The sequence below is a fragment of the Ureibacillus galli genome, from assembly GCF_014836845.1.
GTDB lineage: Bacteria > Bacillota > Bacilli > Bacillales_A > Planococcaceae > Ureibacillus > Ureibacillus galli.
This window is the reverse complement of record NZ_JACSQA010000011.1, coordinates 1-16,940: the sequence shown is the minus strand read 5'-3', so window position 1 is coordinate 16,940 and position 16,940 is coordinate 1. Positions and strand designations below refer to the sequence as shown.

Genomic DNA, 16,940 nt, shown 5'->3' with positions numbered 1-16,940 from the left:
ATTGGAGGAAAAGAACATGGCGCAAAGAACGCATGCATGTGGCGAAATAAACGAACAACATCAAGGAGAAAAGGTAATTTTAAAAGGTTGGGTACAAAAACGTCGCGACCTAGGTGGTCTGATTTTCGTTGATGTACGTGATAGAACAGGAATTGTTCAAGTTGTTTTTGGCGATGAAGCAAAAGATGCTTTAGCCGTAGCAGAGACGATTCGTAATGAATATGTCGTGGAAATCGAAGGTACCGTTGTTCTTCGCGATGAAAAACAAATTAACCCAAATTTACGAACAGGTAAAATTGAAATTGTCGCATCGTCCATCCATATTATCAATGAAGCGAAAACACCACCATTTGCCATTGATGATAAAGAAGAAATTGGAGAAGATGTGCGCCTAAAATATCGTTATTTAGATCTACGTCGCCCAGTGATGTATAACACATTTAAATTACGTTCGGATATTACCCGCTCAATACGTAACTTTTTACAGACTGAAGGATTCCTTGAAGTGGAAACGCCGATATTAACAAAATCGACGCCAGAGGGAGCGCGGGATTATTTAGTGCCATCACGAGTTCATGAAGGGGAATTTTATGCATTACCCCAATCACCTCAACTTTTCAAACAGTTGTTAATGGTATCTGGATTCGAAAAGTATTTCCAAATTGCACGTTGTTTCCGAGATGAAGATTTGAGAGCTGACCGTCAACCAGAGTTTACTCAAGTCGATATTGAAACTTCCTTTATGTCAATGGACGAAATTATTGAAATGAATGAACGTTTAATTCAAACGGTTATGAAAGAAGCTAAAGGTGTGGATGTTATTCTTCCATTCCAACGAATGACTTACAAAGAAGCAATGGAACGTTACGGTTCAGATAAACCGGATGTTCGATTTGGATTAGAATTAGTTCAACTTTCCGAAATCGTTCGAAATTCATCCTTTAAAGTGTTCGCTTCTGCTGTGGAATCAGGAGGAGAAGTAAAAGCAATTAATGTCAAAGGAAAGGCAGAAAATTATTCTCGTAAAGATATTGATGCATTAGCAGAATTCGTAGCAATTTACGGTGCTAAAGGATTAGCATGGTTGAAAGTGACGGAAGAAGGACTATCGGGTCCAATTGCTAAATTCTTTGAAGGTGAAACTGCTGAAAACTTAATGATAGCAACGAATGCAGAGGCGGGAGACTTATTATTATTTGTAGCGGATCAATCATCCGTTGTTGCATCTGCTCTAGGTGCCTTAAGAAATAAATTAGGAAAAGAATTAGGCTTAATCGATGAATCCCAATATGCATTTCTTTGGGTTACTGATTGGCCGTTGTTAGAATATGATGAAGAAGCGGGTCGTTATACGGCTGCCCACCACCCATTCACACGTCCATTTGATGAAGATATCGAAAAAATGGATACGAATCCATCAGAAGTTCGTGCCCAAGCATATGACATCGTACTAAATGGTTACGAGTTAGGCGGAGGTTCTTTACGAATTTACGAACGTGACCTTCAAGAAAAAATGTTTAAACTACTAGGATTTAGTCAAGAAGAAGCTCAAGAACAATTCGGTTTCTTATTAGAAGCGTTTGAATACGGAGTTCCACCACACGGAGGACTTGCCTTTGGATTAGATCGATTTGTTATGTTGCTTGCAGGTCGTACAAACTTACGTGATACAATCGCATTCCCTAAAACGGCAACAGCAAGTTGTTTATTAACTTCAGCACCGAGTGAAGTATCTATTGCCCAATTAGAAGAACTTAGTTTAACGGTTACAAAGAAAGAAGAAAAATAAGTAGCAAATTTTTGCGCAAGAATGTTTAACGCATTCTTGCGTTTTTTTGCATTTTTTAACAAGCTTTATTTTTTATTATGGATAAGTAATAAAATGTATCTAGTAAAAGTTCCTAGAAAACGATTAATTTGAAAAAAATTTAATATTTTTTATTTTCATATTGAAAATTCAGATAATTGTTGTTAATATAAAATTAATAAGAATCCTAAATTGCTAGTAATTGCTTTACAACTCTTTTGACCGAACAATTAATCGTTGGGAACCCATATTTTATCTTGGCAAACAAGCCCTGCAACAAGCCGAGGGAAGTTTAAAAAGATAAAGAGGGTACCCACCTGCAAGGGAAGCGGGTTCAAAACGAGGTTAACTTGCTTACGGTAAGTTTAGGATTCTATCTAAAACTCTTCTACTTTTTGTAGAAGAGTTTTTATTTTTCAATTTCTCTCTTTCGTATACTTTGAATCATTTTGTTACAAATTTACACTATAGAGGGCGATATGTTATAATTCCGAGTAGTAAAATATAGATTGAGAGGCATAAAATATGTTACATCAGTTTTCAAGAAACGAACTTGCAATAGGAAAAGAAGGACTTGAAAAATTAAAAAATACAACCGTAGCCATATTAGGAATTGGTGGCGTAGGCTCCTTTGCTGCAGAAGCATGTGCTCGTAGTGGAGTTGGACGTATTATTTTAGTCGATAAAGATAATGTGGATATTACAAATATAAACCGTCAATTAGTCGCTTACCTATCTACTGTTGGAAAATCTAAATCTCAAATTATGAAAGAACGTATTGCAGACATTAACCCAGAGTGTGAAGTAATCGATATGCATATGTTCTATACAGAAGAAACATATGAAAGATTCTTTGAACAAGGGATTGACTATGTAATTGATGCATCCGATACGGTCATGTATAAAATTCATTTAATGAAAGAATGTTTAAAAAGAAACATACCAATTATTTCAAGTATGGGTGCAGCAAATAAGATGGATCCAACTCGATTTAAAATTGCTGACATCTCTAAAACTCATACAGATCCATTAGCTAAAGTGATACGTACAAAGCTTCGTAAAGAAGGAATTCATAAAGGCGTTATGGTCGTTTTCTCAGATGAATCACCTATCGTCGTTCGTCCTGATGTGGTGGAAGAGGTAGGAAATCCGAATGCGCAAATACGAAAAGCAAAAATGCCACCTTCTTCCAACGCCTTTGTGCCTTCTGTTGCAGGGTTAATTGCAGCTAGTTGGGTCATTAATCAAATATTAAAAGATGTTAATATAACACGTGTTCAACAATAAATTACTTTATAATAGATGGGTAACCCGAAATTCGGGTTACCCTTTTTAAATTTAAACAGAGTTCTTAATCTTATGAATAAAAGGAGAACGTAATTTGGACAAATATACAGAACTGGAGTATAGGGGATTAAATATTATAGATGAAATTAGTACGGTTGAATTGGCGATTGATTGGGAAAATCAAAGGATTCATGTATTCGATACGAACCAAGTAGTAGAACCAGAGTATCATTTTTTAACGAAAAGCTATCAATTAAGTGAAGGATTTTATAAAATGGTAAAAGTTTTAAATGATAAACAAATTTGGGCTATTCAGAAAGTTGAAGGGGTTCAAAAGGGGTATACTGATTATGCATGGTACTTCTACGGGTCAAGAAATTGTATTTTAAAATATGAAAATTCAACCATGATGGAAGTGATAAAAATCGAGAATTTAAATGATGAAATGGTGACATATCATCATTTATATACAAAATATATTTCCAAATTACGATAATCGAATAAGCAATTGTTTTAATAAAATAATAAAATTCGGTACGTTTGGAATGAAATTTCTGAAATTAGCAGTTGAATAATCTTCAAAAATGAAGTAATTTCACATATATATCACATTTTTTCAGTCATTTTTTATTTTAAGAAAAAATCTCAGAACAATGTTGGTATAGTATGGATACCTAGAGTTTTATGGGGAATAGGGGAGGAATGAAAATGTCAACAAAGGTTCCAATGACAAATAATCATACTTTAAACTTGGTAGAGCTAAATGACCGTATGGAAGAAATCGTATTTAACTATATCGATACGACCCAAAACTGGAAAAAAGCTTATACCAATTTGGATGAGTTAGTAAAGAGTGCAGTCAACCATTTTAATCATGTTGTTCAGGCGAATGGGGAATTGCCAAAGGAAAATACTTATTGGGTATTATATATGAATGTTGTATGTAAGTTACTTTATTTCCATACAATTTCTAACTATCACTTACAAATGAATATAGATCAAGATGTGAAAAAAGAAGTATTAAACTTGTTAACAGTAGCTGCAAATTGTATTCCAGATGTACACATGGAAGATAATGCTGAATTTTTAAAAGAACTAGCAACAAGTTATGAAAATATAGAACTCTATAATGGAAAACAAGGTGAGTTTGAAAAAATGATTGTTGCTCAAAATAACCGAGTAATAGATTGTATAAAGACCTTTTCAACTTATTCCATCAATCAATAAGGAATGAAAAAAGGTAAAATTGCTACGGCAATTTTACCTTTTTTTATGTAGTAAACGATGATGGAACCGTATTTCATTTACTTGTATAACATTTATATGTTATTCATAAGGTTTTTTTACAATTTTTCAATAATTTTTATCGTTCAAAGTTGTTCTAAGGGTTGTTATTTTTGGGCTAGATTGTCCTTTATAAAGTAACCAAACAAATTATTACACCTCAAAGTAAAAAAATTTTCTAAACTATTTAAAGCCTCTTACAAAATTTCTACCTTTCCAATAGTCCTAGGTTTTTCCGGTTTAAAATTCGTCATCTTTTTTACAAATTTGGTCGAAATAATAGGAACATTTTCTAAAAATAATTCCAAGAATATGGTAAATGTGCTCTTTTAGGCTTCTAACGTTTCCTTTTATAATTTAATAAAACAAATGTTCTATGTTAAGGAGGGATGATGATAGTGGAAATTCAATTTAAGAACCCATTATTAAAAGCTTTTTTAGCAGACGCAGAACATTTGGAATTATATAAACAATACTGTCGTACACCGAATGATTGTATTAAAAAGATGATTAATGATCGTTTTGTTCAATTTTATATTCGCATTCGAGCTGTAGCTTATTTTTCGAAAATTATCCATTATACCGCTCGTCACTTTGATATAGAAAGACGAAAGTATGATCAGCGATATGTATTAAATTTGGATAGTACAGGCAATGAATCTAAAAATGGTAACAACGAAGGATCGATTACGTTAAAAGAACTTATCGTCGATGAATCTGCTACAAAAAGTTTTTACGAACAGATTGAAGATGACTTAGAACAACATATTCAAAATCCTAATTTATATAAAGCGATTATTTCTTTAAATGAGAGACAAAAACAAATTTTATATCTATCGTTCATTATTAATTATTCAGATACAGAAATTAGTAAAAAACTGAATGTCACGCAACAGGCAATAACGAAATCCAAAAATAATGCTTTGGCGAAAGTGAGGCGAATGATCGATGCTTGATGAGGGTCAATTAATTAACTTAATTAGTAACATTGGTTTCCCGATTGCTGTTTCGATTTACTTATTACTTCGCTTTGAAAAAAAGATAGAAGGCCTAGAACAGACGATTCAAAAATTAACGACTGAAGTGGAATTAATTAAAAACAAGGAGTGATTATGATTAAAGAATATATTTCTCCATTAGAGTTGTTGGAACTCCTTAGACCGAAAATTAAGAAAGAATTGTATCAAACCGATGCGAAATATCGCGAAGATTTGGAACAAGAAATCATTATGAAAATTTTAGAAGGGTTAAGAACGAAAAAATTTCATAGCATCCCTACTTTTTTCGAATTAGTTGAAAAGGAAAAACAACCAAAGTAAAGGTTTGTTAATCTTGTAAGTCGTCATGTGATGTTGAATTTGATTTACAATTACTAAAGGGGTTTAATGGCGACAAATAACAACCTCTTTTGCAAAATTTTTAATTAAAACTTTTGTAATAGTTCAAAAAGCCTTTAAAATAGGGAAAAAGAAGTTGCTCCTCTAACTTGAGGGCAACTCCTTTTTTATGTTTCTTTTTTAAACGATTTTAATTTTTCATAAATCGCAGCCATCTTTTTCTCTTCTCCTGCAATGACAGGCTTGTAAAATTCCTCATTTGCTACGTTATCTGGCAAATATTGTTGATCAACCCACCCTCCAAATGTACCAAGGGGATAATCATGGGGATATTTATAACCGACATGTCCTAGTTTTTTCGCTCCTGCGTAATGACCATCTCGGAGATGAAGTGGAATTTCTCCAGTTTTGCCTTCGTGAATAGCAGAAATTGCTGCATCTAGAGCAGAATAGGCTGAATTAGATTTCGGCGATAAACACATTTCTATCACAGCATTGGCCAATGGAATACGCGCTTCGGGTAGCCCTAAAGTTTTAGCGGCTTCGGTTGCTGCATATACATGTGCTCCTACTGCTGAATTTGCTAATCCAATATCCTCATATGCCATAACAAGTAATCTTCTACAAACAGCAATCAAATCTCCGTTTTCAAGAAGATGTGCTAAATAGTAAATCGCTGCATTCGTATCACTACCACGTACTGACTTCTGCAATGCGGATAGTAAATTATAAAAATGCGATCCACCTTTATCCCCATATACGCCAATTCGCTCCGATAAATGCTCCACAATATGATCTTGCACAATCGTCTGCTCATCCACTTCATCCGATGCGTAATAGATTGATTCTAATAATGTTAATGCCTTTCTAGCATCCCCATTTGAAGCTAAAGCAATTTTTTGAATTTGTTCCTCAGATATGACAATATCAATTTTCCCTAAGCCTCTTTCTTCGTCTTTGAGGGCATTCGTAATTAACTGGGCGATATCATCTTGGGAGAGACGTTTCAGTTGTAGTATTTCCCCACATCTTGATCGGATGGCTGGATTCACATCATGGAAAGGATTTTCAGTTGTAGCTCCTATTAAAACGATGGAACCATTTTCTACATGGGGTAATAAAGTATCCTGCTGTAATTTATTAAACCGATGAATTTCATCGAGAAATAAAATGACTTTCCCTACAAGGCGTGCTTCTGACACAATTTGCTCCACATCTTTTTTCCCCGCATGGGTTGCATTTAACGAGAAAAAAGGAAGTTTCGAACTACCAGCGATGGCATTGGCGATGGAAGTTTTCCCAATACCGGGCTCACCATATAAAAGCATTGAAGGGACATGACCATTTTCAATCATTTTATAAAGCGCAGTGTCTTTTCCGATTATATGTTGTTGTCCGACGACTTCATTTAAGTTGCGAGGTCGCATTCGAAATGCTAAAGGTTCATTTTGCATGTCTTCATCCTCCAAAGATTCCTTTTACTATATTTAATATTAGACCTTTTCCAAGTGGAATTAAAGGATATATGATATACTTGAGCATAGAAATGGACAAGAAAAATAGAGGTGTTATAATGAAAATTTCTACAAAGGGTAGATATGGACTAACGATTATGATTGAATTAGCAAAACATTATGGAGAAGGACCAATTCCATTGCGCCAAATTGCAGCAGAAAAAGATTTATCTGAAGCTTATTTAGAGCAACTGGTTTCTCCCCTTCGTATTGCTGGTTTAGTAAAGAGTGTCCGTGGAGCTTATGGAGGATATTTATTAGCATTGCCACCAAGTAAAATTTCAGCTGCTGATGTTATTAAAGTTTTAGAAGGACCAATTCAACCTGTAGAAGGAATTGAAAATGAGGAAGCACCACAACAACAATTATGGATTCGAATCCGTGATGCTGTAAAGAATGTCCTTGATACAACTTCGATTGAAGATTTAGCAAGACATAACGAAGAAACAGAATTCGACGGTTATATGTTTTATATTTAATTACTTTAAGAAGAAAATAATATAAAATTGTCGATTCAAGATTAAAGGAGCTTTTAATGACAATGGAAACAATATATCTAGACCATGCAGCGACTTCACCTATGCATCCAGAAGTTATTCAAGCGATGACAACAGCTTTTGAACAAACTTTTGGAAATCCTTCTAGCATTCATACTGCAGGTAGAAAAGCGCGAAAGGTATTGGATGATGCCCGTTCATTGCTTGCAAAGGCAATCGGTGCAAAAGATACGGAAATCATTTTTACAAGTGGCGGAACAGAGGCAGATAACACGGCTATTTTTGGTGTAGCAAATAGTTTGAAGCATCAGGGAAAACATATTATCACGACGCAAATTGAACATCATGCTGTATTAAATGCATGTGAAAAACTTGAAAAAGAAGGTTTTGATGTAACGTATTTGCCGGTTGATGAGAGTGGACGCATTTCGCTGGAGACTTTTAAAAATGAACTGCGAGATGATACGATACTCGTTACGATTATGTATGGAAACAACGAAGTTGGAACAATTCAACCGATAGCAGAAATCGGTAAATTATTAAAGGACCATCAAGCAATTTTTCATACGGATGCGGTACAAGCTTTCGGAATTGAAAAACTGAACGTTGATCAATTACAGGTTGATTTGTTAAGTGTAACGAGTCATAAATTAAACGGTCCTAAAGGGATTGGCTTTTTATATCAACGGACTGGGACACCATTAATGGCAACATTTTTTGGAGGATCTCAGGAAAAGAAAAGAAGAGCAGGTACAGAAAATGTTCCATCTGCGGTCGGGTTTGCAAAGGCAGTCGAAATTGCTCAACGGGAAATGGAAATAAAAAAAGAGCAGTTTCAACAATTCCGTCAACTGTTTTTACAAATTTTAGACGAAGAGGGACTTCAATATAAAGTAAACGGAAATGAAGAACATGCATTACAGCATGTATTAAATATAAGCTTTAAAGGAATGGAAGTAGAGTCCTTTTTAGTTAATTTAGACATGGCAGGTATTTATGCTTCAAGCGGCTCAGCTTGTACAGCAGGATCCATCGATCCATCCCATGTACTTGTTGCCATGTTTGGAAAAGATGCTGCAGAATTACGAAATTCTATTCGTTTTAGTTTTGGATTAGGCTTAACGAAGGAATTGATTGAAGAGGCAGCTCGTCGAACAGCAGTAATTGTAAAAAAACTTGCGAACTAACAGAGAAAAGGTGAAACGACAATGGTAGAAACTAGAGACCCATCACAAATCCGCGTTGTTGTTGGAATGTCAGGTGGGGTTGATTCCTCTGTTGCTGCCTATTTATTAAAGCAACAAGGATATGACGTAATTGGTATATTTATGAAAAACTGGGATGATACAGACGAGTTTGGTGTATGTACAGCTACTGAAGATTACGATGATGTAATTAAAGTATGTAATCAAATCGGAATCCCTTATTATGCTGTTAATTTTGAAAAACAATATTGGGATAAAGTATTCACTTACTTTTTAGAAGAGTATAAAGCAGGTCGTACACCAAACCCAGATGTGATGTGTAACAAAGAAATTAAATTTAAAGCCTTTCTTGAACATGCAATGAAATTAGGGGCTGACTATTTAGCGACAGGTCACTATGCTCGAGTTGAAGAACGGGACGGAGAAGTTTTGATGTTGCGCGGTGTCGATAACAATAAAGATCAAACGTATTTCTTAAATCAATTATCTCAAGAGCAATTAAAGCATGTCATGTTCCCAATTGGCCATATAGCAAAACCAGAAGTTCGTAAAATTGCGGAAGAAGCAGGATTAGCAACTGCAAAGAAAAAAGATTCAACAGGAATTTGCTTTATTGGCGAACGGAACTTTAAAGAATTTTTAAGTCAATATTTACCAGCGCAACCGGGAAAAATGGAGACTTTTGATGGTCGTGTAATGGGAAATCATGATGGATTAATGTATTATACAATTGGTCAACGCCATGGTTTAGGAATTGGGGGAGACGGTGATCCTTGGTTTGTATTAGGGAAAGATTTACAACGGAATGTGTTGTATGTTGGTCAAGGTTTCCATCACGATGCCTTATATTCAACATCATTAAATGCTGTAAAAATGAGTTTTACAACTGACGAACCAAAACCTTCTAAATTTACTTGCACGGCAAAATTCCGTTATCGCCAGGATGATACACCTGTGGAAGTTGAACTTTTAGAAGATGGTCGAGCGCATATTACATTTGCAGAACCTGTAAGAGCCATAACACCTGGACAAGCGGTTGTTTTATATAATGGTGAGGAATGCCTTGGTGGTGGCACGATTGATGAAGTATTTAAAGATAGTGAAAAGCTAACTTATGTAGGATAAGTAATATCTAAATCAATGTTGAGCACAAGAACGTTCTTCTGATTTTCGAATAGGAGAAAGACAACTTCTGTTTCAATCTAATGGAGTGTTACTAAGGCTTATCGTCAAAAGTTGACGGTAAGCCTAGTTTTAAGAGGTGAGGAAAATGGATTTTAATGAAAAGGGAATACTAGCATTTCAAGAAAAGCGGTATGAAGATGCCGCGAAAGCCTTTACGGAGGCGATAGAAAATAATCCCGGTGATCCAATTGGTTATGTGAATTTCGGTAATTTACTTGCCGCAATGAACGATAATGAACGAGCGGAGCGTTTTTTCCAAAAAGCAATTACAGTTGATGAATCTACTGCTACGGCTTATTATGGATTAGCCAATTTATATTACAATTCGGAAAGATTTATAGAAGCTGCAAAACTATATCAAAAGGCCATTGATCTTGGAATTCAAGGTGCTGATGCTTATTATATGTTAGGGAAATCCTTTGAACGGGATGAAAAATTTAAATTAGCATTACCTTATATGCAACGAGCAGCTGAACTTGCTCCGAATGATTTACAAATAAGATTATCCTACGGTATTTTACTTTGTTCATTGGAAATGTTTGATGTAGCAAAGGGTGAATTACAATTTGTTCTTGAACGAGATCCAAAAAATGCAGACGCCCATTATAATATAGGTGTTTTATATGCAGTAGCTACTGAAGATACAGAAAAAGCGATGGAACATTTAAAAGAAGCTTATACAATTGAACCAAATTTTGATCAAGCAAAATATATTTACGATATGATCAGTCAAAGGTTCAATTAAGAAAACGTCGACCGAAAAAGGTCGACGTTTTTATTTGGAATTGTTGATGAAAAAGAGTGAACGATTTATAGGGTGGATTTTAAAAATACAATAAAACGGTTTCATTTCTGCCTATTTAAAATACTAAGGTAACTTCGAAAACTTTGAATAATTTTTTATATAAATATTTCTAATTTCCTTTGATAGTATAATACGTATTATTTTAATTATCGTGTGATCGAGAAATAATTGAAATAAAATTTATCGTTTTACAAAGTAGGTATCTTAATGAATATTTTATGGGGTTTTATTGGAATTTTAGTTATTTTTATGATTGCTTTTTTCATATCGAGCAATCGAAATTCGATTAACTGGAGAACGGTATTCGCTGGTTTGGCGATACAATTAGCCTTTGTCTTTATCGTTCTTAAATGGGAATTTGGCCGAAAAGTACTATTGGCAATATCGAATGCAGTTCAAAATTTAATAAGTTATGCAAATGAAGGGATTTCCTTCGTATTTGGTCCTTTAGCAGATCCAACTGTCACAGGTGCTACTGTTTTTGCACTAAGTGTATTAACGATTATAATATTCTTCTCATCATTAATTTCCGTATTGTATTATTTAGGAATTATGCAGTTTGTTATTAAAATTATTGGTGGGGCACTATCAAAAATTTTAGGGACAAGTAAGGCGGAATCTGTCAACGCAGCTGCTAATATTTTTGTTGGTCAAACAGAAGCTCCTTTAGTTATTCGACCTTTTTTAGAAAAGATGTCAAAATCTGAGTTGTTTGCTGTTATGACAGGTGGTTTAGCATCAGTATCAGGTTCGGTCCTTGTGGGATATTCGTTATTAGGGGTACCGTTAGAATACTTAATTGCTGCAAGTTTTATGGCCGCTCCAGCAGGTTTAGTATTGGCAAAACTAATGATTCCTCAAACAGAGGAAATCGATGATTCTGCTTTTACGTTAACAAAAGATTCTGATTCAGTTAATGTGATTGATGCAGCAGCACGTGGTGCGAGTGATGGGATGAAACTCGCTGTAAATGTTGGTGCGATGTTACTTGCATTTATCGCGCTTATTGCATTGATAAACGGTATTATCGGTGGTATTGGTCATATTTTTGGATTCGAAGAAATGACCCTTGAAGGAATATTAGGTTACGTCTTTTCACCAATTGCATTTGCTATTGGGGTTCCTTGGGAAGAAGCGGTTCAAGCTGGTTCATTTATTGGACAAAAATTAGTATTAAATGAATTTGTTGCTTATTCAAACTTTGCACCAGAAATCGTCAATCTTTCAGATAAAACAGTCATGATTGTTAGCTTTGCTTTATGTGGTTTCGCCAATTTAAGCTCAATGGCGATTTTAATTGGAGGTCTAGGGGCAATGGCTCCTAGTCGAAGACCTGTCATTGCGAAATTAGCTGTAAAGGCAGTAATTGCTGGTACATTAGCTTCTTTACTTAGCGCATCCATCGCAGGTATGTTCTTATAAAAGAGACTATTACAAAACTTTAAAAATCTGCTCTTTCTACGGGTGTAGATATAACGTTGTTTCGGTCATATAGTGATGAGTCAAAAGCGTTTAATCTTCCGTGTTTCCTGTGGAACGAGCAGATTTTTATTTTCATTTACAAAATGATACAACATCGCGGTAGCTTAAATCGCCACCAAAAATAGTTAAAGCACTTCCAATGGTCACGTGCAATTTACCCTTTGATATTTCTTTGAATTTTTCAAGATCAGTTAAAGAACGTACACCACCAGCATAGGTTGTTGGGATGGATGTCCATTTTGCTAAATCTTGAATTAAATCTTCTTGCATTCCACTTCTTTTTCCTTCTACATCGACGGCATGGATTAATAATTCATCGCAATATTGTTCGATAAATGGAATGGTTTGTTCTTTTACTTCAAATTGGCTAAACTTTGTCCATTTATCCGTCACTACAAACCATTTACCGTCTCGTTTTCGGCAGCTTAAATCAATGACAATATGTTCTTTACCTACTGTGTTTACAAGTTTTTGCAATCGATCCATGTCAAGCTGACCATCATGAAAAATATATGATGTAACGATAACGTGGGAAGCCCCAGCCTCAATATATTTCTTTGCATTTTCATTTGTAATGCCACCTCCTACTTGTAAACCGTTTGGATAGGCTTTTAGTGCTAGAAGAGCAGCTTCTTCATTTCCTGAACCAAGCATAATAACATGGCCGCCAGTTAATTGATCTTCTTTAAACATATTGGCATAATATGCTGAATCCTGTTCTGCGACAAAATTTTCGATAACATTTTGATTTTGATGACCTAATGTGCTCCCTACAATTTGTTTAACTTGTCCATCATGTAAATCTATACAAGGTCTAAATTCCACTAAAAATCACGAGTCCCTTCCATACCTTTTCGTTTATATATACAAATTGATTCATAAATTATCATAGCATCGGTACTAAAAAATATCGAGGTTGGATATTCGAACCTTTGAATTTGTAAGACACATAAAGGGGACATATGGTAAAATCAAATGTACTAAAGGCTAGAAAAGGAGTATGTAAGGATGGCAGAAAATCTTAATTTATTTGAAGTAAATAAATTGTTTATTCTTGGCCGTCCAATTGTGTCCATTTTTCATAATGCGACAAATATGTATTCGATTGTTCGGGTAAAAATACAAGAAACGAATTTAAAATATGAAGATAAAGAAATTATCGTAGTCGGTTATTTTCCAAAACTTAATGAAGAAGAGTTATATCGCTTTACTGGGGTTTTAAAAAATCATCCGAAATATGGCCAACAATTTCAAGTAGATACTTTTGTCAAAGAAGTACCAGCAACAGAACAAGGTATTATCAATTATTTATCCAGTGATTTATTTTCTGGAATTGGTCGGAAAACAGCTGAAACAATTGTTCATCAGCTTGGAATTGATGCCATAAAGAAAATTATGGAAGATCCATCTGCATTAGATACGGTACCAAGATTGAACGATGAAAAAAAAGAGACAATTCGCCAAACATTGGAACAAAATTTAGGTTTGGAACGAGTGATGATTCAATTGAATGAATGGGGATTTGGTCCTCAACTCTCCATGAAAATATATCAAACTTATCGGGATGAAACGATAACACTACTTACGGAAAATCCATATCGTTTAATCGAAGATGTGGAAGGAGTAGGTTTTGGCCGGGCTGATGAATTAGGGAGAAAACTAGGAATAGAAGGAGCCCATCCAGATCGTATTAAAGCTTGCGTATTTCATGTTTTAACAAATGCGGCGTTGTCAGACGGACATGTTTATGTAGATGCAGAGCACGTTTTACCCCACGTAAAATCCATTCTCGAACAAAGCCAACCACAAGAAATTCCTTATGATGCGATTTCAAAGGCAATTATTGAAATGAGGGAGGAAGATAAAATTTGTGGGGAAGAAACACGAATTTACTTACCTTCTTTATACTTTAGTGAAGTTGGCATCGCTTCGAAAATATTAGAACTATTAAATCAAAATGAAAAAGAAAGATTTTCAAAGGATGAAATACGAAAAGCTATTGGTGAAGTAGAAGAACGATTAGATGTATCCTATGCAGAAACACAAGCGAAAGCGATTGAATGTGCTTTAAATTCTTCTGTCATGATTTTAACAGGGGGTCCTGGTACTGGGAAAACAACAGTTATTCGCGGGCTAGTGGAAGTATATGCTGAACTTCACGGGTTGTCACTAAATCCGAAAGAATATGCGAAAAAGGAAGAACCATTCCCGATTGTATTAGCAGCACCGACCGGGAGAGCAGCAAAAAGATTAGCTGAGTCAACGGATTTACCAGCAATGACAATCCATCGTTTGCTAGGATTTAACGGTCAGGAAAAAGAGGAAGAGACGGAACGAGAAGTGGAAGGACGTCTTGTCATTATCGATGAAATGTCCATGGTTGATACGTGGTTAGCCCATCAACTACTAAAAAGTTTAAGTGAAGATGTTCAAGTAGTGTTTGTAGGGGATCAGGATCAATTACCACCTGTAGGTCCAGGACAGGTGCTAAAGGACTTGCTAGCTTCTAAAAAAGTTCCAACAGTAGAATTAACGGATGTTTATCGACAAGCAGAAGGGTCTACTATTATTGAACTTGCCCATCAAATTAAAAAGGGAGACATTCCAAATACCATTTCCAATAAAACGAACGATCGCTCATTTATAAAAGCATCGGCAGATCAAATTGCCAGTGTCGTCACTCAAGTGGTGAAAAGTGCCCTCGCAAAAGGTCAGTCCATTCGAGATATTCAAGTTTTAGCACCAATGTACAAAGGTCCTGCCGGAATTGATATGTTAAATAAAAAGATTCAAGAATTAGTTAATCCAAATGAAAATGGTACGAGGAAAGAACTTGTATTTGGTGATGTCGTTTACCGAATCGGTGATAAAGTTTTACAACTTGTCAATCAACCAGAAAGTAATATTTTTAATGGGGATATGGGCGAGGTTATTGCTATTATACGGGCAAAGGAAACGGTGGAAAAACAAGATTTACTAGTCGTATCCTACGATGGAAATGAAGTAACTTATCAGCGGGGAGATTTAAATCAAATTACTCTTGCCTATTGTTGCTCTATTCATAAGTCTCAAGGTAGCGAATTCCAAACGGTTATTATGCCTATTGTGAGAAGTTACTCTAAAATGCTCCGACGAAATCTTTTATATACCGGCATTACTCGAGCGAAAAACTTTTTGATTCTTTGTGGAGAGCCGGATGTCTTTGCAACTGGTCTATCGAAAACCGATGATTTAATGCGTTTAACGACGTTAAAAGCAAGATTAAATCCAGTGGAAGTTGTAATAGAGGAAATCGAAGAGAAGGAAAAGAATTTAAAGAATACTACTAAAGCCGTACAGGAAATAAAAGAAGTTGATGAACAACAAGAAGCTTTTTATGTAAATGGGGAAGTCGTAGCACCTATATTGAACATGGAAACGGCTCCTTATATCCATCCGTTAATCGGAATGGAAGGTATAACACCGTATCATTTTCTAGCAGACGACGAAAAATAAAGGAGCTATTTACGATGACAAAACTACCCCTTTTCTAATGTTTCAAGGTCTAGCAGAAGAAGTAATAAAGAACTTGTTGAAGTCTTTTTTGTAGCATTGTCAAACAATGGACAAATATTAATGCCAATAGATCATTATGGATTTAGTAAGAAATTTGGTTGGGTACAAGATCCTTTCGAAAATTCTTGGCAACTTTATTTAAATGAATAATTTTTAAGTTAGACAAATTTCCTACCTTCCATGCATATAGTAATCTATGTGAAAAGGGAAGGTGGTATTAGTTGGATCATTTAAATGCCTATCAACATCCTTCTTATAAAGTTCGGGTGATATCTGTTATTGGGAATAGTCAGATTGAAGTGAAACCGGATTATGCACAATTGCAAATTGAAGTTGTCACACAAGCAGCAAATATTACGGAAGCGCAAACTGAAAATGCGAACAAAATGAACCAAGTTATAGAAGCGTTATTGGCGTTAAATATTGATCGCACAAATATTCAAACAGCATATTTTAATATTTTCCCTCGCTACGATTATATTGAAGGAAAGCAAGTGTTTAGAGGGTATGAAGTATCCAATGCGATTAAAGTAGAAGTAGACAACATTAGTGAAGTCGGGATTGTCATTGATCAGGCAATAAAAAATGGGGCTAATCGTATAACGGGACTTGAGTTTAAATTAAGAAATGAAGAGGCCTATTATAATAGTGCCCTACAATTGGCGTTGCAAAATGCCCACGAAAAGGCATTGGCCATTGCGAGTTCCTTACGTCTTTCTTATATGCCCCAACCGATTGAAATTGTTGAAGAATCTAGAGGTGGCCCTATTTTACTGAAACATGTTGCGATGACCCAACAAGCTTTTGATACTCCAATTGAACCTGGAACAATCACTGTTGAAGCGACTTTGAAAGTGATATATCAATATTAATCTCAATGAAAATAAGTTTTTATAGAAGCTATGGAGGCTGGGACAAAAACCCTCCTCTAAATAAAAAAAGCCGGTGAAATTTTACGAAAAGTAAAATTTCACCGGCTTTG

Annotated in this window: 16 protein-coding genes and 1 other RNA gene; 15 read left to right on the top strand and 2 right to left on the bottom strand. The window is 35.2% G+C overall.

Annotated features, from left to right (window positions below; genetic code table 11):
* Positions 1-16: 16 nt before the first annotated feature.
* From aspS to H9636_RS08960, 8 genes are all read left to right on the top strand, one after another.
* The gene (gene aspS / locus H9636_RS08995; RefSeq protein ID WP_191707292.1) at positions 17-1,789 is read left to right on the top strand and encodes an aspartate--tRNA ligase; all 1,773 of its coding nucleotides are present in this window, start codon (positions 17-19) and stop codon (positions 1,787-1,789) included.
* 199 nt (positions 1,790-1,988) lie between these two features.
* A non-coding RNA gene (gene ssrS, locus H9636_RS08990) (6S RNA) lies at positions 1,989-2,183 on the top strand.
* A 149-nt stretch (positions 2,184-2,332) separates the two neighbouring features.
* Entirely contained in the window at positions 2,333-3,094 is a 762-nt protein-coding gene (locus H9636_RS08985) for a tRNA threonylcarbamoyladenosine dehydratase (protein ID WP_191707291.1), read from the top strand.
* Between the two features lie 94 nt (positions 3,095-3,188).
* The gene (locus H9636_RS08980) at positions 3,189-3,590 is read left to right on the top strand and encodes an aminopeptidase (RefSeq protein WP_191707290.1); all 402 of its coding nucleotides are present in this window, start codon (positions 3,189-3,191) and stop codon (positions 3,588-3,590) included.
* Positions 3,591-3,802: 212 nt separating this feature from the next.
* Positions 3,803-4,321 carry a hypothetical protein gene (locus H9636_RS08975; RefSeq protein ID WP_191707289.1) on the top strand — a complete coding sequence of 173 codons (519 nt, stop codon included), beginning with the start codon at positions 3,803-3,805 and terminating at the stop codon, positions 4,319-4,321.
* Positions 4,322-4,776: 455 nt separating this feature from the next.
* Entirely contained in the window at positions 4,777-5,334 is a 558-nt protein-coding gene (locus tag H9636_RS08970; protein WP_191707288.1) for a sigma-70 family RNA polymerase sigma factor, read from the top strand.
* Positions 5,327-5,488: a YvrJ family protein gene (locus H9636_RS08965; RefSeq protein ID WP_191707287.1), complete on the top strand. Its 162-nt coding sequence runs from the start codon at positions 5,327-5,329 to the stop codon at positions 5,486-5,488. Before H9636_RS08970 ends, H9636_RS08965 begins: the two co-directional genes overlap by 8 nt.
* A gap of 2 nt (positions 5,489-5,490) precedes the next feature.
* On the top strand, positions 5,491-5,697 hold the full coding sequence (locus H9636_RS08960) for a hypothetical protein (protein ID WP_191707286.1): 207 nt from the start codon (positions 5,491-5,493) through the stop codon (positions 5,695-5,697).
* A 185-nt stretch (positions 5,698-5,882) separates the two neighbouring features.
* Here H9636_RS08960 and H9636_RS08955 read toward each other — a convergent pair whose 3' ends face one another.
* Entirely contained in the window at positions 5,883-7,169 is a 1,287-nt protein-coding gene (locus tag H9636_RS08955; protein WP_191707285.1) for a replication-associated recombination protein A, read from the bottom strand.
* 119 nt (positions 7,170-7,288) lie between these two features.
* On the opposite strand from H9636_RS08955, the gene cymR reads away from it, so the two are divergent.
* From cymR to H9636_RS08930, 5 genes are all read left to right on the top strand, one after another.
* A complete protein-coding gene (gene cymR / locus H9636_RS08950) occupies positions 7,289-7,708 on the top strand; it encodes a cysteine metabolism transcriptional regulator CymR (protein ID WP_191707284.1) in 420 nt (139 codons plus the stop codon).
* A gap of 62 nt (positions 7,709-7,770) precedes the next feature.
* Positions 7,771-8,913: a cysteine desulfurase family protein gene (locus tag H9636_RS08945; protein WP_191707283.1), complete on the top strand. Its 1,143-nt coding sequence runs from the start codon at positions 7,771-7,773 to the stop codon at positions 8,911-8,913.
* Between the two features lie 21 nt (positions 8,914-8,934).
* The gene (gene mnmA, locus H9636_RS08940; protein WP_191707282.1) at positions 8,935-10,056 is read left to right on the top strand and encodes a tRNA 2-thiouridine(34) synthase MnmA; all 1,122 of its coding nucleotides are present in this window, start codon (positions 8,935-8,937) and stop codon (positions 10,054-10,056) included.
* 145 nt (positions 10,057-10,201) lie between these two features.
* Entirely contained in the window at positions 10,202-10,861 is a 660-nt protein-coding gene (locus H9636_RS08935) for a tetratricopeptide repeat protein (RefSeq protein ID WP_191707281.1), read from the top strand.
* 267 nt (positions 10,862-11,128) lie between these two features.
* Complete coding sequence (locus H9636_RS08930; protein WP_191707280.1) at positions 11,129-12,343, top strand: NupC/NupG family nucleoside CNT transporter; 1,215 nt, start codon at positions 11,129-11,131, stop codon at positions 12,341-12,343.
* Between the two features lie 132 nt (positions 12,344-12,475).
* Here H9636_RS08930 and hisA read toward each other — a convergent pair whose 3' ends face one another.
* Positions 12,476-13,228, bottom strand: coding sequence for a phosphoribosylformimino-5-aminoimidazole carboxamide ribotide isomerase (gene hisA / locus H9636_RS08925; protein WP_191707279.1), 753 nt, complete (start codon positions 13,226-13,228; stop codon positions 12,476-12,478).
* Positions 13,229-13,411: 183 nt separating this feature from the next.
* On the opposite strand from hisA, the gene recD2 reads away from it, so the two are divergent.
* On the top strand, positions 13,412-15,898 hold the full coding sequence (gene recD2, locus H9636_RS08920) for an SF1B family DNA helicase RecD2 (RefSeq protein WP_191707278.1): 2,487 nt from the start codon (positions 13,412-13,414) through the stop codon (positions 15,896-15,898).
* Positions 15,899-16,179: 281 nt separating this feature from the next.
* Positions 16,180-16,830, top strand: a complete 651-nt coding sequence (locus H9636_RS08910) for an SIMPL domain-containing protein (protein WP_191707276.1) — start codon at positions 16,180-16,182, stop codon at positions 16,828-16,830.
* Positions 16,831-16,940: the final 110 nt, after the last annotated feature.